Consider the following 25,269-nt stretch of genomic DNA (forward strand, 5'->3'; position numbering starts at 1 on the left):
ACCCCACCCCACCCCACCCCATACAGACTTTTTTCAAAAAAGATCAGACTTCTAACAAAAATGATCATTCTTAAGCGCTTTCATCTGTTCTATGCTAATAAAATCCGATTAGGATCAGATTACCATGGAGGATGGGTGAAAGATGATTAAGAGGAAAAAAAGCACGGTTTTCAAATTGTATGTTTGGATGATTTGTTTCGCAATTTTGAGTCAACTGGCTGTATGGCCAAGTGCGGTATCCTATGCAGAGGAAGTCGTTGAAGTAAAAACGATAGCGAGCATTCCCTCTATCGAGATGAACACAACAATAGGGAACCCGCCGATTCTTCCGCTGGAGGTACAAGCTGTATTTAGCGATGAATCCGTTGGACAAGTTCAGGTAAGCTGGGACGAAATTGATCCCTCGCAATATGCTGAGGCGGGAGCTTTTAAAGTAGAAGGCACCGTTCAAGGCACTCCCCTCAAGGCTTCCGCAGAAATTACAGTGAGGGAGAACGATTTTACAGTATTTCTGAATGAGATCACGAGCAATGTGCCAGATGGACAAAGCGTCGTTTCCTACAGCAACAACTATCAGTCCATGCAGCCCGAATTGATGACTTTTATGAAAGGAAACGGGACTACATCGGTTAACAATGGGCTTACAGTAGATATGAATTCGTTAGAAAAAAATATCGCTATTGCTGCTTGGGATAAAGGACCATGGCTGTCCGCCGGCACAATCGATGCAATGCTGCGTTACACCAGCGGGACGCAAGGCAATATCGGGTTTGTAATCGGTGCCTATAATTCTACCCAAGGATTGTCTATTCGTTATGATGCGGGTACGACTTGGGTCATTCAAAGCCCTGATGGTTCTGGCGCGTGGGAATCTTTTGAAGGACCTGAGTTGAAAATGGATACCGATTACCGGATCAAGATTGGTTATAACGGAAACAAGCTATTGGTTATCGTTGATGGCGTTACCTATTACAACAAGGAAACAAATTTATTAAATCTGAAGGCAGCAATAGGTCAGGTGGCCTTGTATAAACGTTTTGCGACAGGACAAGTCGTTTTGAAGGATATTAACATTCAAGGCGTTGGCCAAATCGAAAAACCGTCAGATATCATCAACTATGTACAAAATTACGAAGACCCGGCGTACACACCGCGTTGGTCCGGACTTAACGCTCAAGTGGTAACAGACATTACAGGCAACAAGGTATTATCGCTAAAAAAAGGCGCTAAAGAACGCGGAGCAGATTTGGATTCCCCGCAGCTACAATCGGGTACGCTTTCATTGGACTTTAAGCTAGTCAATCCTGTTAAGCTTTCTAGCGGCCAAGGTTTTGCATTTGGCTTCAGAATGAATGAGACAGCAAGCATCTTTAGCGAAATCGGAGTCGATCCAAATCGCTGGTTGCCTGAATCCAGCTCAGGTTGGGGCAGCAATTTAAATATTCCTTATCCGATTCAGGGGAAATGGAACAATCTATTGTTCAATTTTAATGGAAAAACAATTACGGTCTATATGAACAAAAAGCTAGTTGGCGATATTACATTTGCTGAATTTACAGATGCGGCTGGCTTGTTTGGACTTCGAATCAGAAGCACAGTAGAGCTGTACATCGACAACCTGCAGTATACGAATCAAATGATTACTCCAAAGGAATTGGTGCAATACAGCAACAACTTTCAGGATGGCATTACGGGAGGGTGGAGCAGCGGCTCTTCATCCATCATCAAAGAAGGCAGCAATCGCTTTTTGAAGTTGTCCGGCATCACGGGCACCGTATTGAATAACGACGCACCTCTCCTGCAGAGTGCAACTTATATGCTGGATGTAAAACCTACGACTGATGCGATTGGTTTTGCTATAGGCAGCAGCTATTTGGTGAAATTTGCGAATGAACACTGGATTTTGGAGAAGGATGGCAGCACTATTCCTTTTGTAGCAAGTGACGCTATTTCATCGAGTCCATTACTTATGAGTTGGAATAAGGTCGGATTACAATATAGCGACTCTTCGGTCACACTAAGTATAAATGGAGCTAAGTTGACTGCGAATTTACCGTCCGGACAACAATTCGGAGAAGGTTCATTCGGGGTATACGGGCAAGGCGACTTGTATGTGGACAACATTTTGTTCACGGAGGAATTTATCCAAATGGATACTTCCCCTGTCGCAGGCAAGATGTATTATGAACAATATTATGAAACAGCTTCAAGTATGAACTGGACAGGATTCGGCGGCAGTCAAGTCGTTGATGGTTATTTGAAGGGCAGTATCGCTTCGGGATCGGTTGCGATAAATGAAGATATCGTACCTGTGAAAAACGGCGTATACCAGGTCAAGATGAGGACAAATGCTTCGTCCGCAGGAGTTAAAATCGGCAATGCAGCCATTTATTACGATGGTCAAGGAAAATGGTTGTATCAACCTAACGGTGGAGAGAAAATAGCTATCGGAGACAACGTTGAAATTGTTCCTGGCAAAGATTTTATTTTGCGGGTGCGGTTGATCGAAAATGAGTTGAATCTTTATGTGAATGGCATTTTGGCGGGCACTGTCCAAACGAAAAACTTCACCCCGGGAGCATTTGGAATTTATAATTCCGGAAATGAAGTGATGCAAGTTGAGATGGATGCGATGACCGCAGAAGAAATCAGAATTTATGAGCCTGACTTCGCAACGCCTAACTGGAGCGCGATGGATTCGAGCAGTCCGGCCGTGCTGGAAAGCGGCGAAGGAAGCGTTAAATTAAGGCTGCCCGGCGTATCTCTCGTTACCGATAATAACAGTCCAGACGTTGTCGATCAGAAAGTGACCTTTGATTTCAAGACGAGTGTAGGCGCTGGGACAGACGGAGGGCGCTATGGATTTATTTTGAGAGGATATGACGATAACCGCTACGTATCTATCGTTCATGACATCAATGGAACTTGGAAGCTTTCTGCAAACGGCAACGATTCCAACTTCCCTACTGCGTATTCCATGGCGGCGGATACTGTGTATAAAATCGAATTGAATCTGATCGGTAACACAGTTACTTTCGCTATTACTGATGCTGATGGCAACAGAACGGATATGGGCGCGGTTACGGATAATACGGTGACCTCAGGGGCTGGGAAATTTGGAGTGCGTTCCTGGTATAGCGCCAAAGAAATGACGATTGCCAATCTCAAAGTGGTTGAACAGGAATCCATGCCAAGGCTCCAACTTGCGGCGGAGCTTTATTCGATCACCAAAGACGATTTGACTGTGACGCTGAATAAGGGTTTTCCGAGTATTTTTTCTTATCAGGTCGGCAATAAGACGATGAAAGCAGCAGACGAGCAAACCAATACATTACAAATTAACAATACGGAGTATACAGCTCAGACGGTTTCGGAAAAGGTTGGCGAAAGCAAATATGCCTATACGATGGCTTTTGACGAAATTGGCGTGGTGATTAAGGCTTTCATAGAAGCAAAAGAAAATAACGTTGTTCGATTCGAAGTGAGCGAAATTCAAGAAAAAAGTGATTTTGTTGTCAGATCTCTCGAGTTGAACAGTTCACTCTTCTATGTGGATAGCTCAATGAAAGGCGCGACGTATGCTTGGAACAAGTCTGACGGCAAGTGGCACGGGATTTCGGAAGAGCTGGTTGATGACATGTCCAAAATGAATCAAACCGGTTCATTCGGCGCAACGATGACGATGGTGAGCGTAGAAGGATTGGGCGCGTCTATGGAAAATAACGTGATGAGCGGCGGAAATAAGATACTCGTTAACGCCGAGAAAAAGTCCCTTGTAAACAAGCTTACCGTAAAACCAGGATCGTGGACTTATCGTCATACCCAGAGCAATGAAAAGGAAGCACTGCCGTGGTATAACGTTGTTCTTACCGAGGATCGCAATTCCGATGGGAAGGTAGACTGGCAGGATGCGGCTGTGGCTTATCGTAAAGAAATATACGTGCAGCCGTTCGGCGCCGAAGACATGAAAAACAATATGATGTACATTGCGTTCAACTTCGCTAGTCAGGCAAATGATCCGTTCCTGAACGCTTTGGACACCGGTAAAGTGCTGTACAATTATTCCGACGGCTTTGGTCAAATGATTTTGGAAAAAGGTTATCAGGCGGAAGGGCATGACGATGATATTCCTTCTTACTCCAACATTGGGGTGAGACAGGGCGGATTAGCCGATTTTAACTACTTGATTGACGAAGGGGCCAAATATAATCTTCGCGTCGGCGTTCATTTAAACGCCACAGAATACCATCTTGATGCAAACGAGCTGAACTATTCCAATCTGACAGGCGCTACGCCAAACGGATATAAACAGGATCGGCTAGCAAAAGGTTGGGATTGGATCGATACGAGCTACTATGTAGATCAGACAAAGGATGTTTTGAGTGGTGATCTGAAGTCACGATTTACAAACTTGTACAATCTCACCAAAGATCCAGCAAACCCGAATGACCCAGCTTTGGATTTTTATTATATCGATGTATACACAGGCAACGATTACAACGCTTATAAATTGCTGCAGTATGCAAATGGCTTGGGGTTGAAAGTAGGAACTGAATTTGCGGGGCCGATTGAGCCAGGATCGGTATTTGTCCATTGGGGAACGGATTTGGGTTATCCGAACCAAGGGAACAAAAGCATTCTTTACCGATTGGTTAAAAATGACCTCGATATTTTCGTCGGCAACGCGCTGTTTAAAGGCCAGAAAATCCCGGTCGTAGCGACTTGGGGGGATTCGAAGCCAGATATTCAACAGGGTGTAACCGTGTTTTTCAATGAAGTGCTTCCGACAAAATTTATGCAGCATTATGGCGTCATGAAATATGAGACGGATCAAGTGACCTTTGAACAAAATGTTGTATCCAAACGAAATAAAGCAAGCAACAAGATTGAGCTTTCCAAAGACGGGAAAGTCATCTCTTCTTGGAAAGATACCGGAACAACGACGGATACAGCCGAGCGTCATACGAGCGAAGCAGACTCCTTGATCCCGTGGCTGTGGGATGTGAAGACCAACCAGCCTCTAGGCATAAACGAAGGAGCTAAATTGTACCACTGGAATACGACCGGTAATACGACGACTTGGCAACTGACAAATGATTTTAAAGACGTTGCATCGTTTAACATGTATGAATTAACGCAGCAAGGCAAGGTACTTGTAGATACGATTGCTGCGGTGGATGGATCGCTAACGATTGCGAAGGCAAGCAAAAATACGCCTTATGTTCTTTACCCTGCAACAGCAGATGCTTTAAACCTGATTCCTTCTGCGGGTGAATGGGGAGAAGGCAGCCTGATTAAGGACTTTGCTTTCAATTCGGAGAAATTTAATGTTGAAGGATCATGGTCTGTTAATGATACGGCCAATGCTTCCATTAAGGTCGTTCAAGGCGATGTTGGATACGACACGACAAAAGAGATGGTAAGGTCCAACTGGAACCGCTATGCGGAAATTGGAAGCCGTGCTGGTGAGTTGTCTCAGCAAATCACTGGATTGATTCCGGGAGGAGAGTATACGGTTGGTGTATGGACTCAAACCGCTAAAGGAAGAAAATCCTCTTTACAGGTAACCATGAACGGCAAAACGTACAGCAATTATGTAACAGGCTTGGACGGTTCACATCAAAGCTCATTTAAATATGTGGACACAACTTGGCAGAGAATGAATGTGAAATTTAAGGTGCCAGAAGGCACGACAACGGCAACAATCAAGTTAATCGCAGATGCTGGAGCTGGCACTGTGCTATTCGATGATGTCCGAATTTGGAAGCATCTGACGTCGGGAAGCGGTGCTGAACAAGCTGGTTATGTCGTGAAGGAAGATTTTGAGAATGTGTATGAGGGCTGGGGGCCTTTCGAGTATGGAGGCGGCAGTCGAATGATTCATATTGCATCGGATCAGAGCAACCCGCATGACAACAATCCGATTGTTCAGGCAGCTGACCAAAAAATCGGTCCTGTCATGACTTGGGTATTGAATGGTCAGAATTCATTAAAGCTGAATGAAACTGACGTGGGCAGACTGATCAAATCAAATGAGTCCGACATTAAATTAAAAGCGAATAAGACGTATGAGCTGGGCTTTGCTTATACGATGGAAAATGGAGTTACCTACGAGGTCAGCGTGTTGTCTCGTTCGAACGGCGCTGCGGTGTTGAAGGAAACGCTGCAAAACAAGCCTAATTCGGGGATTAAGGCAGAGGATGGCTACATCCGCTATAGCCAAACCTTCACCACTGGAGCACAAGACGATTATCAGGTCGTGTTTAAAATGATTGCCAAAGGCGCAGGTAACGCGACTTCCGATTATGCTTTCATATTGGATGATTTCTATATCAAAACTACAGGCGTTGATTACGCCAAGGAGCTCCTGCTGCAAGCAATTAAAGATGCACAAGCGCTTAAAGAAGCGGAGTATACTCCTGTGACATGGGCGACTGTTGCGGCGGCTCTACAAAGCGCTATTGAAGTGAGCAGCAATGCTGAAGCAACAATAGAAAAGATTGAATCGGCGAGGACAGCTTTGGAGAAGGCTGTGAGTGAGCTGGAGACTCATGTCATCGCTATTGTAAGCTTGCAGGCAGTTTCGGTAACCACGACGGTTGGAACGGCGCCAGTGCTGCCTCAGACTGTGAGAGCTGTTTACAGTGACAAATCGGTTAAAGATCTTTTGGTCGTCTGGAATGCGATCAAAGCTTCCGATTATGCGCAAACTGGTACTTTTCAGGTAGAAGGCACGGTTGCAGGTACGACGCTTAAAGCGATCGCTACGGTGCAAGTGCAGGCGGACAACAGCGGGCCGGGTACAGATCCAGGAACAGGGACGAATCCTGGAACAGGAACAAATCCGGGAACGGGCACTGGTCCAGGCACAGGCACAGATCCGGGAGCGGGAACTAAAGTGACTTTCCAGGATACAGCCAGCCATTGGGCTAGAAAAGAGATTGAAGCTCTTGCAGCCAAAGGCATTCTAACAGGCGTATCAGAGAACAAGTTTAACCCTAATGCGTCCATTACTCGCGCTGAAATCGCGGCTATGTTCACTCGGGGATTCAATCTCCAAGCAAGCACTCCTCAATCGTTTGAAGATGTGCGTGGGGACAAGTGGTACAACAATGTGATATCGGCTGCATCGGAAGCCGGATTGCTGCAAGGAACAGGAGGCAAACGATTCGAGCCCGACCGTTCCCTTACCCGTGAGGAAATGGCTGTCATTATCACGCGAGTGCTGCAAATGAAAGGTAAGCTGCCGACTCTTGCGACTTCTGAAGAAGCCATTTTAGCGAGCTTTAAAGACGAAAATCAAGCAGCCGCTTGGTCCAGAAATGCGCTGGCTATTTGTATCCAAGCAGGCTTGTTGAAAGGCATGCCGGATCAAACGCTCAAAGCCAACAAAGAGCTGACTAGAGCGGAAGCAGCGATTGTATTGAGCAGATTGTTCGACTATTTGAAATAGATTTAAAGTTTTTAGAGGACTAGTGGAGTTCTCTGCATTACAGATCAGGCTATCCTAAGAAGTAGTATTTGAATTTGAAAAAATAGCGATATAGGGAGTTATTCCTGTATCGCTATTTTTCTATTCTGATGCATGGCTGCTTGTTTAAGTAGTTGACGTGTAAACAAACGCCGCTCGACCCGTTAGATGAGATTCTGGCAGCCGATAAGCAAGAGACGGAATCAGGGAACCCAGGGATTCTGTAGCCCCTGTAGCAGCCCCTCAAAGCCCTCAAAGCCCTCAAAGCCCTCAAAGCCCTCAAAGCCCTCAAAGCCCTCAAAGCCCTCAGAACACCCCGAACCCCCGAACCCCCGAAACCACAAAAAAACCGGAACCTTCGGAACCTTCGGAACCTTCGGAACCTTCGGAACCCCTGGAACCCCTCTACTATACTTTAGCTGTCTAAATACGCTTTCGAAAAGCGTGTTGGAGTGCGAATGAACTGTATATGAATTGTGAAGGTCGTGTGATTAGAGTGTGCGTGAACCAATCGTGGAGTGTAAATAAGCGCAGAAGTGCACTTGTTTTTAACAAAAGAGCTGGAAATGACGAGAATAGGTGCACAAGTGCATCTATTTGAGCAGTTATGAAAAGTAGCTGGTGGAATAAGTGTATTTATGCACTTAGACGCTTAGATACCGCGATGCTGTTGCTAATCGGAGTGTTTTCACTAAACTAGTTAGTTTTGAATCCTTGGATCTAGTAGGGTGTGGCGACTGCATGTGTGGGCGCGCATTTGTGAAGTGTGTAAGGAGTGCGATTGGACTGTATGTGAATTGTATAGGCAGAGTGTGTTGGTATTGTGATTAGAGTGTGCGTGAACCGATCGTGGAGTGTAAATAAGCGCAGAAGTGCACTTGTTTTAATAAATGAGGTGGAAATTACACAAATAGGTGCAGAAGTGCATCTATTTGAGCAGTTTTGAAAAGTAGTTGGCTGATTAGGTGTATTTATGCGCTTAGATGTCGCGATGCTGTTGCTAACAGGTGTGTGGTCACTAAACTAGCCAATGTTACATTCTTGAAATTTGTTGGAAACGGCGGCCAGTTACGTGAGAGAGCGTGCTTTTGTGAAGTGTGTGTAAGGAGTGCGATTGGACCGTATGTAAATTGTATAGGCAGAGTGTTGGTAGTGTGATTAGAATGTGCGTGAACCGATCATGGAGTGTAAATAAGCGCAGAAGTGCACCTGTTTACAATAAATATGATGGAAATGAAGTATATAGGTGCAGAAGTGCATCTATTTGAGCAGTTTTGAAAAGCAGTTGGCGGACTAAGTGTATTTATGCGCTTAGATGCCGCGATGCCGCTGCTAATCGGGATGTGCTCACTAAACTATCGCGTCAAAATGAGCTGAGATAGCCATATATTTTGATCCAAGCCCCTGCTTGTCAAACTAGTCCGCATAATTGGTCAAGTCCCCTCATAGACATGTTATCAGCCAGTAAAAAACAATGTGCAGAGGGGATGATTACATGCGTCGCATGACATGGACCGCGGCAATATTATTAATTTTTTCATTAGTATTAGCGGCTTGCGGAACGAAGGACGCCGAGTCCGTGGTTAAGGAGCTCGACAAGGTAGTAAACAGTATGGAGAGCTATCAAGGAAGCGGGACGATGACGCTGCGAACGGGACAGCAGCCACTCGAATACAAGGTGGAGGTTTCCTATCAAAAGCCGCAATTTTATCGGATCAAGCTGACAAATGAAGAGAAGGACATTACACAAATCGTGCTTCGCAATGACGACGGCGTATTCGTTCTCACACCGAAGCTGAATAAAGTATTCCGCTTCCAAAGCGATTGGCCGCAAAACCAAGGGCAAGTATATTTATATCAAACGCTCATTCAAAGCATCCTAGTTGATAACTCGCGGCAATTTGTAATTGATCAAGATGCTTATGTGTTTGATGTCATGGCTAATTACAACAATGGTTCATTGTCTCGTCAAAAGATTTGGCTTAATAAAGCAGACTACAAGCCGGTTCAGGTTGAGGTCAGCGATACGAATGCAACGGTAATGGTTGAAGTGAAATTTGACAAATTTGATTTTGGTCCAAAATTTGATAAAGCTGTATTTGAGACAGAAGCAAACATGAATGCTGCTCCTACTAATCAAGCGACGGAAGAGCCAACGATGACTACGCCGGAGCAACCCAGCAACAAGGGAACAAATACGAATACTGAAGTAGAAGCAGGAACCCCAGGCAATAAAGTGGACAAAGACGGGAATAAGTCAGGAACTGACAGTGCAGTAGACGGTAATAATGAAACGAATAATAGCGGCAATGCTGCGGAAAATGAAGATGATGGAGCTGCAACGGGTACTACTCCTGAAGCCACTAATTTCACAGCAATGGAACCTTCGTACATTCCAGATGGTGTGGGCGAGCCAGAATTAGTCGATATTAAGTTTGGCGGTAATCCTGGTCTGATGCTTCGTTACACTGGCGATTATAGCTATACGTTGATTCAGACGGAGCCAAAAGATCAAGCAGCCTCCCTAGTAGATGGGGTGATGGTCGATCTAGGCTTTACGTGGGGTCAGCTCAGCGGTGATGAACAACAGACGCTCACCTGGACTTACCAGGGTCATCAGTTCCGGCTTACCAGTGCAAATCTGCCTGAGTCGGAAATGCTTAAGGTCGCACAGTCGGTACAGGGAGAAATCGGGAAATAAAGCGGGGAAAAGAGCGAATTTCCAAGACGTACTAGCCAATTCCGAGGTTCGTTTCATTGACAGTCTTAGCAGCAAGGTTTAACATTATTGCTATTGATGTTTGCTGCTCGGACTGTTGTGGCTGAAAGATGAGGAGAAGGTGAAAGACTTGGATTCGTTTTATCGCCCGACTAGGGTTGAATTATCACTTGATGCATTACGACATAATTTACAAGCTTTTCGCAATGCCATGCCACAGGACTGCAAGCTAATGGCCTCCGTTAAGGCTAACGCTTACGGACATGGTGCGGTAGAAATAGCAAGGGAAGCAGAGCGCTTTGGCGTGGACTATTTAGGAGTCGCTTTTCTTGATGAAGCATTGCAATTGCGCAAGGCAGGCATCCTAACCCCGATTCTTGTACTTGGATTCGTGGCTGCGGATGCCTTGTCTGTCGCTAGAAGCAATGATATTACAATAAGCCTGTTCAGGGATGACATCATGGAAGCATCTGCAAAGCTGCCGCCTGACATAAGTGGACGAAAGCTTAAAGTTCACATCAAGATCGATTCCGGAATGGGACGGCTCGGCATAATCGGGAAAGACGCTGCGATATCTTTTATTGAAAAGGCGTTGCAGATACCTCAAGTTGAAGTTGAAGGGTTGTTTACGCATTATGCGCGTGCGGATGAAGCGGATAAGAGCTATACGATCATGCAATACGAGCGATTTCGAGAAGTGGCAGATTATGTCCAGCAGAATGGATTGCCTATACCGATTATTCATGCGGCAAACAGCGCTGCAGGCATTGACACTCCGCAATTTGCGGATGGTATGCTAAGATTAGGAATTAGTATGTTTGGTCTTTATCCTTCTGAAGAAGTTAATCAGCAGCGAGTGGAGCTGAAGCCGGTCTTGACGCTGAAAACAGAAGTGGTTATGGTCAAAAAAGTACCTGCCGGCTGGGGAATCAGCTATGGCACTCGTTATTTTTCAAAAAGCGAAGAAATCATCGGAACACTTCCGATTGGATATGCAGACGGCTTTAGTCGCATGCTAACGGGTAAAGCCCACGGACTTGTACGAGGTGTAAAAGTACCAATCCGAGGTACGATATGTATGGATCAATGTATGATAGCGCTTGATGCAGCTTCTGATGCGGGAGCGTTGCCAATTGAGCCAGGTGAAGAGGTTGTGCTCATTGGACGCCAGGGCAATGAGGCTATTACAGTGGAGGAAGTAGCTGAGCAGCTAGGAACGTTAAATTATGAATTAATCTGCATGCTTGCTACACGAGTACCTCGCGTATATGTCAGAGGTAACCAAATAATAGCTGTGCAAAACCCCCTAACTTAGACATCATTCGAATTGGTAATTGTTTCATCTTACAATTTTTCGTAAATGAAGAGGATTTTCGCCAAATATCTCGAATGTAGTAAGGCAGATCATCTATAATGGCTATACATGAAAACATACAGCATATTTGATATACGGCTATCATAGATATGTTGAAGTATAGCGACGGCAATATATTGTCATAATGTGTATTAAGGTTATGGAAAAGTTTTGGGGGTGCGAGTTCGGTGGCCAATGTACAAAATACCAAAAGAATCATGATTAGCCTGCCAGATCACTTGCTGGAGGAGGTTGACGGGATTGTAGCCAAGGAAAACTCCAACCGCAGCGAATTTATTCGGCAAGCCATGAAACTGTATTTGGTGGAGCGCAAAAAACGTCAAATTCGAGAATCCATGCAGCGCGGGTATATGGAAATGGCGAAAATAAACCTGAACATGGCCTCGGAAGCTTTTCAAGCGGAGGAAGAAGCAGATCATACGTTAGGCCGTCTCGTTAGCGGGGTGTAGAGGTTGATTGTAAAACGTGGAGATGTCTTTTTTGCGGATTTATCGCCTGTCGTCGGATCGGAACAGGGTGGTGTTCGCCCCGTCTTGGTCATTCAAAATGATATTGGAAACCGTTTTAGTCCAACGGTAATTGTGGCTGCAATCACAGCTCAAATTCAAAAGGCAAAGCTGCCTACCCATGTTGAAATGGATGCAGCCGCTCATGGGTTTGATCGTGATTCCGTCGTATTGCTTGAACAAATTCGGACGATCGACAAGCAAAGATTAACGGATAAGATTACGCATTTGGATGACGAAACGATGCGTAAAGTTGATGATGCTTTGTTAATCAGCGTTGGATTAATTGATTTTTAATGAGTGAGAGGGCTATTTGGCATAGGAAGGGGATTTCCCTTCTGCTGAATGGCTTTTTTTGTCGACTTTTACTGAATGTTGTTGAACTTGGAAAAATAATGATAGACAAATGAAAGTTCAATTTGCTATTATGAATTCAATTACTTATTGCAAACCTATATATGAGCTTTATTATGCGAAGAACGCACGTAGTACGCCTTAGTTGGCTGCTGCTGCGTTCTTTTTTTGTGCTCAGAGAGGAATGGGGATGAAAAAGAGACGAAATGCAATCATTAGTTTAACAGCTGCGGTGTTGTCGGCAAGCCTCGTGTATGGCATGTATGAGCTGCAACGAATTCAAATCCAGGGGGAGGAGACGGTAGCTGTTCTCGTACCCAAACGATTTATTGGGGCTGGCGAGCGGCTTAAGGAAAGTGATTTAGAGTATAAACTGGTTCCGCAATCCGCATATGTCTCCGACATGGTATTGAAGCTGGAGCAGGCTGCTGGGAAGGAAACGATGATCCCCCTTGGCAAAGGGGAGCCGCTCTTGATCTGGAAGGTCGATGATTATTATTTGCAGCCTAGAAGAAGCGAGTCGACATTTCAAATTCCGAAGGAGTATATACGCTCGATTTCGAATGGGATCAGAGCAGGTGATAAGGTGCTTCTATACGCATCAGGTGATGCGTCTCCATCGATGAGGATTTTCTCTGAGGCAGTTACTGTAGCCTCGGTCAAGACATCTGGCAACGTCGAAATAGATAATATTGAGAACCCGAATTTATTTTCGCTGGCTGAGGGAAATAAAGAGCAAATGTATGCGTCTAGGCGGGAAGCTAACGGAATGATTGATTATTTGAATTTAAATTTGTCGGAGGAACAATGGCTTAAGCTCGACAGCTTATGCAAGGGAGGCTCTTTGAAGCTAGTTGTCGCTTATAGTCCGACATCGCTTGATATGGTTGCTGGAGAGGAGGCTGAGTAATTGTGAATGGAACGCCAGCGCCTCTTGCAGTATTTATTGGCACGACTCCCAATATCGGAACGACAACCGCGGCGTTTGCAACCGCATATCGTATGGCGGAAGCATGCGGCAAGCCAATCGGCTACTTATGCCTTAATCTCAAAAGTGCGAAGATTCATCGGTATATCGGTGTAGACGAGCCGCTTGTAACGCTGGATAAGCTTCGTCCAGAGCTTCGTTCCTATACGTTGACGCCGGATAAGCTTCGCAGGGCTGTATATTCAGTGCCAGGTCAGCCGAATTTGCAGGTGCTGTTCGGCAATCTCATGAGAGATCAGGCCGAATATTTCACCCCAGAAGAAGCGGAGCATTTGCTTTCGATTGCGGAACAAACCTTTGCATTTGTCATTATGGATGTGGGTGCCTATTGGGACAACGCAGCGACTATTTGCTCTATCCGCAGCGCGGGCTCGCGCATACTCGTTACAACTCCTGCATTATCGCATTTTCAAGAGGATGGAAGACGCTGGATAGGACAAGTATCGCCTTTATTTGAAGTCACACCTGAACAATACGATTCGGTCATTATCAACGGTCCATGGAGAAACGGAGGTTATCAGATGAAGCATATTTGCAAAGAGCTGGGAACAAAGGCACTTGGCCAGCTTCAATTAAGCGAGCCAGTTTTTAGTCAGTTGGATAGTGGAACGTATGCACAGTGGCTAAAGGTAGATACGGAGGGCAAGCAGGTTATGCTGGAGCCCGCCAAAGCGATGATGAAGAGGCATAATATACGCAGTATGAGCACTTCTGTTACAGTACAGCCTTGGTATCGCAAACTGTTAGCGCATCGCAATGGTACGAGTTCGTGACAGCGGGGCAAAATCGATTTTCGCCTTCCCAATTCGCAGCTCAAATGCAATCAGAGAAAGAAAAACGTGAGCATGATGCAGTTGGTTCTTATTTACCATCGGACGCACAAGAGGAAATGGGCAAGCTTGCCGATGATATTCGAACTTATTTAAGCGCCCCGCACGGGCTTGGCGAGGAAGAGCGCAGGCAATACAGCGAGACATTGAATCGTGCAGTGCTTGGCTATGCGCAGGAGCGTGAGCAAATTCTTGCGGTTATCACGGATCGTTTAATTAGGCTTCGAATACATGGAGCAGCTAATATGCAGCATTCGTTTCAATCGCTCGCAGAGGCGTTATTTGCGGAAGTGATAGGATTGAATGTTTTGGAGCTGGTGCTTGCTGACAAGGAAGGCTTGGAGGAAATACAAGTCGTTGGCGAGAGGATTTTTACGGTAAAGAATGGGGTTACAAATGCATCATGCTACCGCTTTAACGACATTCGAGAGGTGGAGCGCATCCAGCAAAATTTAGTGCTCTACAATAATGACCGCATCAATCCGCGTAAACGATGGGCAGAGGTGATGCTGCGAGATGGATCGCGTGTTACGATGACAGGTTTTGGCTTCACGGCAAACCCGACCTTAACAATTCGATTCTACACGGTACGAAGCTTCAGCCTTGAGACATTAAGTAAACAGGAATACCAGACGATTAATGCGCGAGTAGAGAGCTTGCTTAAAGCCATCTTAGCTGCACGATTCAATATGGTCATTATTGGACCAACGAACTCAGGAAAAACCAATTTAATGAAAGCTTTAATTGCTGAGCTGCCTGATGAAGAACGAATCATTACGATTGAGAGTCGATTTGAGATGATGCTGGGGCGTGATTTTCCAAATAAAAACGTTGTGGAATATATGACGGATGAAGAGGATTCCTATCATCGCTCTGATCAAGCTTTTAAGCTCGCGCTCAGGCAATCGCCGCAGCGCATTATCCACGCCGAAATTCGCGACATGGATGCGAATATTTATGTCCGTGCTTGCACACGTGGACATACCGGAAGCATGACGACCGTTCATGCGAACAGGCTGGAGGATGTGCCAGAGGCGATAACCGATATGTGCATGCTCGATGGAAGAGGCATGAACGCTGAACGGCTCGCAAAACGAATTACACAGTATGTAACCGAAATCGGCATTGAAATGAGTTACTTGGGCGGACGGCGAGTCGTTAGTCGGATAGGAGAGCTATGCTGGGAGAATGGGCAGACAATCGTTCGAGACTGGGCAAGATTTGATGAGCTACTGAATGATTGGCGATTTCCAATGGAGCCAACTGTGAGGTCGGCTAGCAGGCTAATCACAGGGGGGGCACAACGATGAATAAACTTTCCACAGCAGCAGCGGCATGTTTGTTATTTTGCTTAATGTTTATCGCTTTGTATCACCTGTTCAAGCTGTGGTCGGCTGAGCAGCAGCTCAGAAGCAAGCTGGCTTACCGGGCAAATAACGGCTGGCGCAAGAAGCTGGCTGAAGGGTTCAGACGATATAGCTGGCTGCATGATCATTTGAATGAACTGATCGAGACGCTCCGATTGAAAATAACGCCTGCTTCCTTTGCTTGTGGATCAGGATTGCTGCTGCTTGCGGGGATTGCTTCTGGGGGCATATTTTTTCAAAGCGTCAAAGGAACCTTGTTGTTCGGCGCGTTGCTAGGGTTTTTCCCTTATACAATATTAAGAGCACTGCTGGTACACCGTAGAATGCAGACGCAGATGGATTTTTTACCTGCGGTGGAGCTTTTTTATCAATGTTATCTCGTAACAGGTGAGCGGCATGTCAGGGTTGCCCTGCAGCGCACGGTGGAGGAGAGAAGGCTGCTTGGACCGATGCAGCTTGTTTTTGAACAGCTGTATCGTAATTTATCGGTTCGAGGCGATGATGAAGCGAGCCTGAGGCTGCTCTCCGTTTCACTCGGCCATTTGTGGGCGGATTATTTCGTTCATATTTTGCGAGTGGCGCTTGTTGAGGGAGCTCCTATAACAGATAGCTTAAAAGAGCTTTTAACCGATATGCGCAAGGCAAGAAGAGCGGGCGAGCAGGAACGAAATCGATTGCTAGAGATTCGTGTAGCTAACTTCACGCCAATATTGTTCCTAGCTTTATTTGTAGGCATTAATCTCAGATACAACAAAGATAACTCTTATTATTACTACATCGTTGACCCGATGGGAAGAGATATGCTGCTAAATGCAATGGTGCTCATCTTTGCATCGTTCCTTATGGGTTTGTGGCTTTCACGCAAAAAGATGTGAAAGGAGGCAGTAAATGCCTGAATGGACAGGAGTATCAATACGGTTAGCGCTGTTAATAAGTCAGTGCATAGGCGGCGCGGCTGCGATTTATATGCTTTTGCAGTTGTGGCCGGAGCGGCCATCGAGATGGAAGCACCTCGCTGTATTCGGGTGGCGAACGAGGCAAGCACCTGATAAGTGGCTGCGGCTTTTGCTTATTTCAAGACAGCACCAATCGTTTATAGAGCGTGAGCTGCTGCTCGCAGGCTGTGGTGTAACCATCGATACAGCTTGGTATGTTTTTGCAAGGCGATCGTTATTAATTGGTGTAAGCGGGATGATTATTTTGGCTGCTGCATGGTATGAGCGTATAAACGCCTATATCCCCATGTCGTATGCGGGTCCAGGCTTACTCATTGTGATGCTTGTTTTATATGTCGACCTAATATGGCTGCGTTCTATTCGCAAGGTGCGCACCCTGCAAATTACGAAAGAAATATTCATTATTAGCAGGCAGCTTCTTTATTTATCCGATTCCTCTCTGCATGTCCATGCGAAGCTTCTAAGATGTGTACCATTTACGAGAGCGATGCGCTACGATCTTGAACGGCTTCTGGCTGAATGGTATCACGATGCGGGCGGCGCGCTTCAACGGTTTAAGCAAAGGCTCGGAACGGAAGAAGCTTTGAGCTTTGTAGAAACGATTGATGCGCTTCGACTCCATGAGAGTCCGCAATATTACGAATTGCTGCGTGTACGTATAGAGGATTATAAAGAGAAGCTGGAGCTGGCTAAAGAAAGCCGTAAGGAATCAACCTCTTATTTTTTGTTTGTCATCGCGGGAATCCCCATCTTGTATACCTTTCAAGTGTTTATATATCCATGGGTGAGAGAAGGACAGAAGCTGTTTGAATCGCTAGGCTAATCATTAATCGTTTATTTTGGAAAGGAGGTGGTAGCATGCGTAATATTTTGATGACAGTCATGATGCTTGTTGTTGTTATCGTTTTGTTTAACTCAATCATAGCTGAGGACAAGACTGGAACTAGCAGTCAGATCGAATCGCAAGGAACAGCAGCCAATACAAAAATTGACGCTCTGCTTCCTTAAGCTCAGCTGCATAAATTTATAAAGTAGAGCGGAGGTGTTCCATTATTGCGCTCAATACTTGTATCAATGCTGCTGCTTGTTGCCGTAATTATTTGCTATCAAGCAGTTGCTGATGGTGATAAGGGAATGAAGAAGCAAATCGACGGGGCAGGCAGCTCGATAAGCAGCCATATTAGGGAAATGAGCCCATGAAGCAAATATTGGTTTTCGTTTTGTTTGCGGGGCTTTTATGCTGGCTTATGTTTTCACCCATTTATAAGCATGTTCTCATTGTTAGACAAGCTGTTTTGCAGCAGGAGGTTGATTATTTACTGGAAATAGGGGCGAGCGGTACCTACGGCTACATTAGCGAGGAAATGCAAGAGCAGTCTAGGCAGCGTATGGCTCGCTTTGGCATGCAGGCTGACAAGATCGAATATAAACTAGCCACAACGAGCGGTGTCGCAGCTTCAAACCCTAGCGCCCCTGTTGTAAGAGGGACCGGCATTTCGTTGACACTTAGCTACCCGTATGAGGATTTATTTGAAATAGATCGATTAATTGGTCTGGCACCTCCGCTGCCAGGCGAGCGAATGCGGGCATTTGGAATGAAAATGAGTGAATATTTGCCATAAGGGAAAGAGGTGAATGAATCGATGTACAAGCTATTGCTTATCGTGTTGATGATGACGGTCTGGATATCGATTCATTTGCTTCAGGTTGAAGAGGAGCTTGCGATGCGCACCTTGTTCCAAAGCAAGCGAGCGATTAATCGAGCTGCGCATGCAGCTGCACAACAGATTGATCCAGCGGCGCTTGGCAATGGCGTGCTTCGATTATCTCCGGGTGAAGCGGCAGCGGCAGCTACTTTATATTTACGGGAAAATTTAAGGCTGGATGAACAAGGCATGCCGCTGCCGGAATCATTTCTGAAAGAGCGAGTTGAGGTGCTCGTATTTGAGATCGTAAATGATGAAAAAACCTTTCCATACCTTTATCGAAATGAAACCTTTGATTATGAGGTAACGCTTAATCGTCCAGGAGTTGTGTTGATTATACATATCGTATATCCGCGAGCGTTTCAAGTGATGGATGCTATTGAATGGGATATTAAGGGGGCGGCGGAGCTGGTAGCAGGTTGACGAAAATTTGGAAAATTGGTGTAATAAGAGGAGGGAAATAAATAGGAGTTGATTAACGAAGTGATGGATATTAAAGCAGATGTTCCTGCTGAGCTTATCAAACAACGAATAGAGCGATTGCAGGACGTTATGAAAGCAGAAAGTATTAATGGTTTTCTTATTACTCAAAATGTAGATCTATATTATTTTTGCGGATCTATGCAAACGGGTTATTTATTTATTCCAAGCATTGGGGAACCTACCTTTTATGTACGTCGCAGCGTTCAACGCGCTAAGCTGGAGACGGTCATTCAGGTAGAGGAGCTCGGTGCTTTTCGTGTTTTTGGAGAAACGCTGGCAAAGAATTATGCGTATTTGTTTAACAAAGGAGAGGAGCTGCGGATAGCCGCCGATCTAGATGTGCTCCCAGCGCAGCTTTACATCAAGCTGACGGAGCTGCTTGGCACATCGGGACGTTGCGAGCTGATGGATGGCTCAGCTCACATTCGGAGATTGCGAATGATTAAATCTCCATGGGAAGTAAGCCGAATCGAGGCAGCTGCCGAAGTAGTGGCACAAGCATTAAGCGAGGCGCTGAATGACCTTAAGGAAGGAATCAGCGAGCTTGAATGGATGGCGCGTGTTGAATATGAGCTTCGCATTCGCGGACATATTGGTTTGATGCGCATGCGCGGCTATAACCAAGAGATAACGACCGGTATGGTTATTTCGGGAGCTGCAGCAGCGGTACCATCGTATTTTGACGGACCTGCGGGCGGACTTGGTCTTGGCGGGGCATCGCCGCAAAGCGTAAGCAGATCGATCATCAAACGCAATGAACCTATTTTAATTGATATTGGCTGCTGTGTAGATGGATATGTTATCGATCAGACACGTACAGCCGTAATAGGGAAGCTTTCAGAAACCCTTCACCATGCCTACAAGGTGTCGGAGTCAGTAATTGCTGATTCTGAGAAACTTATGATTCCTGGCACGCCTTGCGCAAGGCTTTACGAGGCTGCGCTTGAGAGCTGTGCAGCGGCTAAGCTAACGGATCATTTTATGGGTTATGGTGCGGATCAAGCCAAGTTTCTAGGGCATGGCATTGGGCTTGAAATCGATGAGTGGCCTGTACTGGCAAAAGGTTTTCAAATGCCTCTGCAGCCCGGCATGGTTATCGCAGTTGAACCGAAATTCACGTTTCCGGGAGAAGGCGTGGTCGGTATTGAGAATAGCTATTTAATTACGGAGCAAGGCGCTAGGGCGCTGACTCGTTCCAAGGCGGAGCTCATAATTTTGCCTTAACAAATAGAGGGGGAAACGATAGAAATGAATCGAAAGTTAACGAATCGGCTTCATCGTGATTATATTACGGTTTATCGCATTAGTGAGCTAATTACGAACGGTATTTTTCTCGCTTTAATCATCGCCTATTTTTCTTGTGCAACGATTTGGGATTGGACGCTAATACCAGGATGGATCGCATTATCCATTTTTGCCATCTCTTTTATTATGTTCACTTGGGTTATTCCAGAAATGAAGTATACGCGATTTTCATATGAGCTATTTGACGATGAGCTTGAAATTCAATCAGGTCTTATCTTTTTGAGCAATGTTCTTGTTCCGATGGTACGCGTACAGCATGTCGAGCTTGAGAGCGGTCCTCTGATGCGGAAGTATGATCTGGCAAGCGTATCGATAGTTACAGCTGCTACAACCCACCGAATTAGTGGTTTGAAGCAATCGGAAGCAGAGCAGTTGAAACGTAAAATTGGAATTTTGGCTAAGGTGGATGATCAGGATGAATGATCGCCGTACGCTTCATCCAATTTATATATTGTTCGGACTGCTGAACACGATTAAAGGTTTTATTCCTGTTATTTTGATCGGCGTATTGAAAGGCACCAGTTGGACTAATTTGAATTGGTACTGGTATACCGGGGCAGCCGTGTTATCTGTCGTATTATTAGTCTTTAGTTTTTTTGAATGGAAGCGTTTCGGTTTCTGGCTGGAAGAGGATCGTATTATCATTCGAAAAGGCTTGCTGTTCAGGGATGAGAAAACGATCTACTATACACGTATCCACTCCGTTAACGTCGAACAGCCGCTTATACAGCGGATACTCGGGGTTGCTCAAGTGAAGATCGAGACGCCTGGCGGCAATAAGAAGGCAGATGGGATATTGCCGGCACTCTCTATAAAAGAAGCAAATGACATCCAGTATATGCTTAGAAAACAAGCATCGTCGATCGTTGTACCGACTGATCTGGCTGCTGAACATATCGCGGTCAATGAACAGGCTGATGAGCAGGTTGTTGTAAAAATAAACAATAAGCCGCTTACACCGCAAGCTCCGACTGTCGAGGCCAGCACCAAAAAATCGGAGATAACGTTATCGGCTGCGCAGCTTCTTCAAGCAGCTGCGACATCGACTAATTTTGGTCTCGTAGCGGCGTTTTTGGCGGGTTTGTTTTCTTTTGCAGATGATATTATCAATCAGCTTCTCCCGGATCACTTTTTTGAAACGGTTGTCGAAGATTCAACTAGTTTAATGCCAAGCTACATACTCATCGTAATTGTTGTCGTTATTGGAATTGTGCTGGCATGGCTTCTGTCTATTGTTTTGTACGTGCTGAAGTATAGCGGCTTCTCCATTAAAAGAGATGGCAGGCAAATTGCAGTTTCTTATGGTTTACTTGAGAAAAAATCGTTTGTTTTTGACCCGAAGAAGGTTCAGGCGGTTATCGTCAACGAAGGACCGCTCCGGCAGGCGATTGGTTATGCGGAAATCCAGCTTCAAATCGTATCATCTGACAAAAAGGAACAGCTTATGCTGCATCCTTTTCTGAAGTTTTCCGATATTCAAAAAGTACTCGATGAATTTGTTCCTCAAATGAACATTCCTTCGAGAGCTAAGCTGATCGGTGCGCCAAAACGTGCTTTCATTTATTACGTTAGAATCGAATTATTGATTACTCTGCTTTTATGTACCGCATTGATCGTATTATTTAAAGCAGATGGGTTATGGTCGCTAATACTGTTGCCGCTAGTTATTTTGTGGAGAAAAAGCTGCTATAACGCTGCGGGGGTTCATTTGGGAGAAGGCCAGTTAACGCTTCGCAATCGTTTTTTATCACGATCTACTTATATGGTTAGGCGCCCGCAAATTGTAACGATGAGAGTAAGCCGCTCCATTTGGCAGCAGAAAAAAAATCTGTTTGCAATAGCGGTTCGGGTTCTGGGCAGCCCTTACGAATATCGTGTGAAATCACTCGATCGTGCGGACTTGCAGCCTGTATGGAATTGGTACAGCCGCAGTCATAACAAACAATAGAATATGGTTTCCATTCAACAGCTGCGGAAGAGCTAGTATTTCCGCAGTTGTTTTATTTTAAAAAAATAAATTTAAAAGCAAATGAACGAAATGTGATAGTGAACCGTCTAAGCTACAAGTGAATGAAAAAGAGGAGGTTGCGCGCTCGTGCATGACGAGACGAAGCTAATTAAGCAAGCAGTTCGCGGCGATTCGCGAGCGCTCTCGGAACTGCTGCGACAAAATTATTCATTTCTGTATCAATACGCACTTAAAGTAACGATGAACAAAACACGTGCGGAGGATGTCACACAGGAAACGATGCTGAAAGCGATTGAAAAAATAGCGACCTTTCAGAATAAAGCCAAATTTTCTACTTGGCTTATAACGATAGCATCGAGGCTCGTTGTTGATCGAATTCGGCGAAACGAGCTTGAAAAGCATTGGGTGCAAGAGGAGCAGTCGCTCAGGTCCATTCGCTACAATACTTTGCAGCGAGGAGATGAATGGCCCGAGGCGCTTCAAGCATTAGGTGATCTGAATAGCGATACTCGAATACCGGTATTGTTAAAATATTATTACGGCTACTCACAAGAGGAAATCTCCTCGATGCTGGATATCCCAGTAGGGACAGTAAAATCAAGGCTGCATAATGGGTTAAAGCAGCTGCGGAAGGAGCTAACGGAGCATGAAGAAGCTTAAAGAGGAAACAGAGGATCAGAAGTGGTTCGATGATCAACTGCAAGAGACATTAAATCGATTTGATGCTATTCATGCACCGCATGTTCCAGAGCTGCAAAGATTCGAGGACATGGTGGATGCGCATAAGCAGCAAATGAAAAGAAAGCTATGGAAGGATCTTTTGATTTTTTGGCTGTTAGCTTGTTTAATTTTTGGAATGATGATGTGGATGTTGGATCGTAACTTGGTATGGTTCGCTGTGCTTCAAGTGGTCATTGCCGTTGGAAGCATAGGTTTTGTTGGCATAACGTTTGGTCGAAGGAAGGTGCGAACATGGAAGAGCTGAAGATCATACCGATTTGGGGATGGATTTTGCTTATCTTTGTCTTGATCGCACAATCAACGTGGCTATTCATCGATGCTCGTAAAAGGGACAGTATGCCTTGGTTTTGGGGGTTATGGGGTTTGATTCAGGCGCCGATGCCGCTTCTCTTTTATTTTATTTTTGTGCGGAGCGGATGGTTTCCACGTCGCCGTGGAAAAGGAAAAGAATAGCTTGATCATTTTTAAATCGAACTAGGGGGGCTTTATAATGAATAATCAAATCGAATTATCGGATATATTACCTATCATTGCACCAATAATCGTTATTCAATTGATCTTAATGGTGATTGCATTGGTATTGTGCGCTAAGGCGGAGAGTACACGCGGTCCTAAGCTGATGTGGGTTTTAATTATTATATTTGTAAATATTTTTGGCCCGATCGCCTTCTTTATTGCTGGAAGGAGGAATGAAAGATGAGCGCATTGCTTCAGGTGAAGGGACTCACAAAAACGTTCGGTACAGTTGATGCAGTAGCTGGAATCGATTTTTCGATTGCTACAGGCCACTGTGTTGCCCTTCTAGGACCGAACGGAGCAGGGAAAACGACAACAATTAAGATGATTACAGGGCTGCTTAAGCAGACGGCAGGACAAATGGATTTTATGGGATCTGCTCAAGCAGGCAATCATCGTGAATTGATTGGATACTTGCCGCAATCACCGTCGTTCTATAATTGGATGACTGGAATGGAATATGTGATATATGCAGGTAGATTATGCGGTCTCAGCGCTGCAGAGGCCAAAAAACGAGCCAAAGAGTTGCTCGAGCGTGTCGGGATTTCCTCTGCTGCGAAGCGGAGAATAGGCTCCTATTCCGGAGGGATGAAGCAGCGCTTAGGTCTGGCTCAAGCGCTTGTCCATCAGCCTAAGCTGCTTGTTATGGATGAGCCGGTTTCAGCGCTTGATCCGATTGGACGCAGAGAGGTGCTTGAATTGCTGCGTGAGCTGAAGCGGGAGACGACGGTGCTTTTCTCGACTCATGTTCTGCATGATGCCGAGGAACTGTGTGATGATGTCATTATTATTCGGAATGGGAAAGTTGCGCTGCAAGGAGCGATTGAGAAGATTCGCAATGAGCATCGCAAACCGATCATTGAGCTTCAGATTGAACGTGATGAAAATTCAGAACGCTGGTTATCTTCTTATGTAGAGCGTATCCACCCAGCCCTTACGAATAGCAGCAAAACTAGTCTCTTTCAAGATGTTCAATTGCACAATGGAATTGCACGATTTACTGTAAACGAAGTGGATGCAGCTAGACGGAGTTTGCTTGAAGAATTGACGAGAGAACAAGTTAAGGTAAGCAAATTGGAGATTGGTCATTCATCATTGGAGGATTTATTTATGAGGGTGGTGACTGCATGAGTACAAAAGAAATGAGTCGTTTACAGACAGTTACTGTTCCATCAGCTGGAACTTCAAGCTTTACTCGATACATGGTTATGGTTCAAAAGGAGCTTCTCGAACTTATGCGAAGCTTTAAGCTTCTATGGGTGCCATTAGTATTTATATTGCTCGGTATTATGCAGCCGGTATCAACCTATTTCATGCCGGTCATATTGGAGAAGGCAGGAAGTTTGCCGGAGGGAACGGTTATCGAAATTCCTACGCCGCTCGGTACTGAGGTTCTTGCACAAACACTGCAGCAATTTGGCACACTAGGGGTTCTTGTTCTCGTGCTCGTTTGTATGGGGACGGTGTCTGGTGAGCGTATCAACGGCTCAGCATCACTTATTCTTGTAAAGCCGATTTCAGTATTATCCTACATCTGCTCCAAATGGACAGCTATCGTTTTGCTTACCTGGGGCTCATTTATAGCGGGATATCTTGCTTCTTGGTATTATACAGACTTGTTGATCGGCGATGCTCCAATGGATAAGGTGTTTAACAGCTTGCTTATCTACGGTTTGTGGCTCACCTTTGTAGCAACGATTACTCTCCTTTTCAGCTCGCTGCTTCGGAGTCCGGCGGCTGCGGCGTTCTCGGCATTAGGGGGAGCTGTCATTTTATCCATTTTGACGGGGCTGTTTCCTAAGGCACTGGGGTGGAGTCCAGGCGCATTAAGCGGTTTTGCCTATCAAGCCGCGGTATCAGGTATAGAAAATAATAGTCGATTCGGGTGGTCGATTATAATTACGATATTATGTATTGCAGCGTCTATTAGCTTATCAGCAACGGTTCTTCGCAAAAGTTCAGCTGTTGAATAATGTAATTATT

General features: G+C 45.3%; 23 protein-coding genes. All 23 read left to right on the forward strand.

What is annotated here, in order from left to right; genetic code table 11:
• The first annotated feature begins 142 nt into the window (after positions 1–142).
• The 23 genes from ACIFSR_RS33705 (at position 143) to ACIFSR_RS33815 (ending at position 25,259) form a co-directional block, all read left to right on the forward strand.
• The gene (locus tag ACIFSR_RS33705) at positions 143–7,453 is read left to right on the forward strand and encodes an endo-alpha-N-acetylgalactosaminidase family protein (RefSeq protein WP_430063572.1); all 7,311 of its coding nucleotides are present in this window, start codon (positions 143–145) and stop codon (positions 7,451–7,453) included.
• 1,513 nt (positions 7,454–8,966) lie between these two features.
• Positions 8,967–10,172: a DUF4367 domain-containing protein gene (locus ACIFSR_RS33710; protein WP_430063574.1), complete on the forward strand. Its 1,206-nt coding sequence runs from the start codon at positions 8,967–8,969 to the stop codon at positions 10,170–10,172.
• A 148-nt stretch (positions 10,173–10,320) separates the two neighbouring features.
• The gene (gene alr, locus ACIFSR_RS33715) at positions 10,321–11,505 is read left to right on the forward strand and encodes an alanine racemase (RefSeq protein WP_339209523.1); all 1,185 of its coding nucleotides are present in this window, start codon (positions 10,321–10,323) and stop codon (positions 11,503–11,505) included.
• Between the two features lie 227 nt (positions 11,506–11,732).
• Positions 11,733–12,014, forward strand: coding sequence for a CopG family ribbon-helix-helix protein (locus ACIFSR_RS33720; RefSeq protein ID WP_028609437.1), 282 nt, complete (start codon positions 11,733–11,735; stop codon positions 12,012–12,014).
• A 3-nt stretch (positions 12,015–12,017) separates the two neighbouring features.
• A complete protein-coding gene (locus ACIFSR_RS33725) occupies positions 12,018–12,368 on the forward strand; it encodes a type II toxin-antitoxin system PemK/MazF family toxin (protein WP_028609438.1) in 351 nt (116 codons plus the stop codon).
• Positions 12,369–12,615: 247 nt separating this feature from the next.
• The gene (locus ACIFSR_RS33730) at positions 12,616–13,335 is read left to right on the forward strand and encodes an SAF domain-containing protein (RefSeq protein ID WP_339207425.1); all 720 of its coding nucleotides are present in this window, start codon (positions 12,616–12,618) and stop codon (positions 13,333–13,335) included.
• A 2-nt stretch (positions 13,336–13,337) separates the two neighbouring features.
• On the forward strand, positions 13,338–14,186 hold the full coding sequence (locus ACIFSR_RS33735; RefSeq protein WP_339207426.1) for a hypothetical protein: 849 nt from the start codon (positions 13,338–13,340) through the stop codon (positions 14,184–14,186).
• Entirely contained in the window at positions 14,183–15,553 is a 1,371-nt protein-coding gene (locus ACIFSR_RS33740; RefSeq protein WP_430063577.1) for an ATPase, T2SS/T4P/T4SS family, read from the forward strand. The genes ACIFSR_RS33735 and ACIFSR_RS33740 overlap by 4 nt, the downstream gene beginning before the upstream one ends.
• Positions 15,550–16,485, forward strand: a complete 936-nt coding sequence (locus ACIFSR_RS33745) for a type II secretion system F family protein (RefSeq protein WP_339207428.1) — start codon at positions 15,550–15,552, stop codon at positions 16,483–16,485. The genes ACIFSR_RS33740 and ACIFSR_RS33745 overlap by 4 nt, the downstream gene beginning before the upstream one ends.
• A gap of 13 nt (positions 16,486–16,498) precedes the next feature.
• The gene (locus ACIFSR_RS33750) at positions 16,499–17,389 is read left to right on the forward strand and encodes a hypothetical protein (protein ID WP_339207429.1); all 891 of its coding nucleotides are present in this window, start codon (positions 16,499–16,501) and stop codon (positions 17,387–17,389) included.
• 35 nt (positions 17,390–17,424) lie between these two features.
• The gene (locus ACIFSR_RS33755) at positions 17,425–17,574 is read left to right on the forward strand and encodes a hypothetical protein (protein WP_430063580.1); all 150 of its coding nucleotides are present in this window, start codon (positions 17,425–17,427) and stop codon (positions 17,572–17,574) included.
• Positions 17,575–17,619: 45 nt separating this feature from the next.
• Positions 17,620–17,766 (forward strand): hypothetical protein, encoded by a 147-nt coding sequence (locus ACIFSR_RS33760; protein WP_179089949.1) that lies wholly within the window; start codon positions 17,620–17,622, stop codon positions 17,764–17,766.
• A complete protein-coding gene (locus ACIFSR_RS33765) occupies positions 17,763–18,188 on the forward strand; it encodes a hypothetical protein (protein ID WP_339207430.1) in 426 nt (141 codons plus the stop codon). The genes ACIFSR_RS33760 and ACIFSR_RS33765 overlap by 4 nt, the downstream gene beginning before the upstream one ends.
• Positions 18,189–18,209: 21 nt before the next feature.
• Positions 18,210–18,695, forward strand: coding sequence for a hypothetical protein (locus ACIFSR_RS33770; protein ID WP_430063582.1), 486 nt, complete (start codon positions 18,210–18,212; stop codon positions 18,693–18,695).
• A gap of 63 nt (positions 18,696–18,758) precedes the next feature.
• The gene (locus ACIFSR_RS33775; protein ID WP_339209524.1) at positions 18,759–19,979 is read left to right on the forward strand and encodes a M24 family metallopeptidase; all 1,221 of its coding nucleotides are present in this window, start codon (positions 18,759–18,761) and stop codon (positions 19,977–19,979) included.
• A gap of 24 nt (positions 19,980–20,003) precedes the next feature.
• Positions 20,004–20,483, forward strand: coding sequence for a PH domain-containing protein (locus ACIFSR_RS33780; protein ID WP_339207432.1), 480 nt, complete (start codon positions 20,004–20,006; stop codon positions 20,481–20,483).
• Positions 20,476–22,008 (forward strand): PH domain-containing protein, encoded by a 1,533-nt coding sequence (locus tag ACIFSR_RS33785; RefSeq protein WP_339207433.1) that lies wholly within the window; start codon positions 20,476–20,478, stop codon positions 22,006–22,008. Before ACIFSR_RS33780 ends, ACIFSR_RS33785 begins: the two co-directional genes overlap by 8 nt.
• 147 nt (positions 22,009–22,155) lie before the next feature.
• Positions 22,156–22,689, forward strand: coding sequence for an RNA polymerase sigma factor SigY (gene sigY / locus ACIFSR_RS33790; RefSeq protein WP_076271743.1), 534 nt, complete (start codon positions 22,156–22,158; stop codon positions 22,687–22,689).
• Positions 22,676–23,014 carry a YxlC family protein gene (locus ACIFSR_RS33795; protein ID WP_339207434.1) on the forward strand — a complete coding sequence of 113 codons (339 nt, stop codon included), beginning with the start codon at positions 22,676–22,678 and terminating at the stop codon, positions 23,012–23,014. Before sigY ends, ACIFSR_RS33795 begins: the two co-directional genes overlap by 14 nt.
• Positions 23,002–23,223, forward strand: coding sequence for a sigmaY antisigma factor component (locus tag ACIFSR_RS33800; RefSeq protein WP_430063585.1), 222 nt, complete (start codon positions 23,002–23,004; stop codon positions 23,221–23,223). The genes ACIFSR_RS33795 and ACIFSR_RS33800 overlap by 13 nt, the downstream gene beginning before the upstream one ends.
• Positions 23,224–23,260: 37 nt before the next feature.
• Positions 23,261–23,470 (forward strand): PLD nuclease N-terminal domain-containing protein, encoded by a 210-nt coding sequence (locus ACIFSR_RS33805; RefSeq protein ID WP_339207436.1) that lies wholly within the window; start codon positions 23,261–23,263, stop codon positions 23,468–23,470.
• Positions 23,467–24,417 carry an ABC transporter ATP-binding protein gene (locus ACIFSR_RS33810; protein WP_339207437.1) on the forward strand — a complete coding sequence of 317 codons (951 nt, stop codon included), beginning with the start codon at positions 23,467–23,469 and terminating at the stop codon, positions 24,415–24,417. The genes ACIFSR_RS33805 and ACIFSR_RS33810 overlap by 4 nt, the downstream gene beginning before the upstream one ends.
• On the forward strand, positions 24,414–25,259 hold the full coding sequence (locus ACIFSR_RS33815; RefSeq protein ID WP_430063588.1) for an ABC transporter permease: 846 nt from the start codon (positions 24,414–24,416) through the stop codon (positions 25,257–25,259). Before ACIFSR_RS33810 ends, ACIFSR_RS33815 begins: the two co-directional genes overlap by 4 nt.
• Positions 25,260–25,269 lie beyond the last annotated feature (10 nt).

It is taken from the genome of Paenibacillus sp. NRS-1760 (assembly GCF_050467785.1).
Classification (GTDB): domain Bacteria; phylum Bacillota; class Bacilli; order Paenibacillales; family Paenibacillaceae; genus Pristimantibacillus.

What these genes read in the sequence shown, in the direction of transcription:
- ACIFSR_RS33705 (WP_430063572.1), top strand. Translation starts at nt 143, where the DNA reads ATGATTAAGAGGAAAAAAAGCACGGTTTTCAAATTGTATGTTTGGATG.
- ACIFSR_RS33710 (WP_430063574.1), top strand. Translation starts at nt 8,967, where the DNA reads ATGCGTCGCATGACATGGACCGCGGCAATATTATTAATTTTTTCATTA.
- ACIFSR_RS33730 (WP_339207425.1), top strand. Translation starts at nt 12,616, where the DNA reads ATGAAAAAGAGACGAAATGCAATCATTAGTTTAACAGCTGCGGTGTTG.
- ACIFSR_RS33745 (WP_339207428.1), top strand. Translation starts at nt 15,550, where the DNA reads ATGAATAAACTTTCCACAGCAGCAGCGGCATGTTTGTTATTTTGCTTA.
- ACIFSR_RS33750 (WP_339207429.1), top strand. Translation starts at nt 16,499, where the DNA reads ATGCCTGAATGGACAGGAGTATCAATACGGTTAGCGCTGTTAATAAGT.
- ACIFSR_RS33755 (WP_430063580.1), top strand. Translation starts at nt 17,425, where the DNA reads ATGCGTAATATTTTGATGACAGTCATGATGCTTGTTGTTGTTATCGTT.
- ACIFSR_RS33765 (WP_339207430.1), top strand. Translation starts at nt 17,763, where the DNA reads ATGAAGCAAATATTGGTTTTCGTTTTGTTTGCGGGGCTTTTATGCTGG.
- ACIFSR_RS33770 (WP_430063582.1), top strand. Translation starts at nt 18,210, where the DNA reads ATGTACAAGCTATTGCTTATCGTGTTGATGATGACGGTCTGGATATCG.
- ACIFSR_RS33775 (WP_339209524.1), top strand. Translation starts at nt 18,759, where the DNA reads ATGGATATTAAAGCAGATGTTCCTGCTGAGCTTATCAAACAACGAATA.
- ACIFSR_RS33780 (WP_339207432.1), top strand. Translation starts at nt 20,004, where the DNA reads ATGAATCGAAAGTTAACGAATCGGCTTCATCGTGATTATATTACGGTT.
- ACIFSR_RS33785 (WP_339207433.1), top strand. Translation starts at nt 20,476, where the DNA reads ATGAATGATCGCCGTACGCTTCATCCAATTTATATATTGTTCGGACTG.
- ACIFSR_RS33795 (WP_339207434.1), top strand. Translation starts at nt 22,676, where the DNA reads ATGAAGAAGCTTAAAGAGGAAACAGAGGATCAGAAGTGGTTCGATGAT.
- ACIFSR_RS33800 (WP_430063585.1), top strand. Translation starts at nt 23,002, where the DNA reads ATGGAAGAGCTGAAGATCATACCGATTTGGGGATGGATTTTGCTTATC.
- ACIFSR_RS33805 (WP_339207436.1), top strand. Translation starts at nt 23,261, where the DNA reads ATGAATAATCAAATCGAATTATCGGATATATTACCTATCATTGCACCA.
- ACIFSR_RS33810 (WP_339207437.1), top strand. Translation starts at nt 23,467, where the DNA reads ATGAGCGCATTGCTTCAGGTGAAGGGACTCACAAAAACGTTCGGTACA.
- ACIFSR_RS33815 (WP_430063588.1), top strand. Translation starts at nt 24,414, where the DNA reads ATGAGTACAAAAGAAATGAGTCGTTTACAGACAGTTACTGTTCCATCA.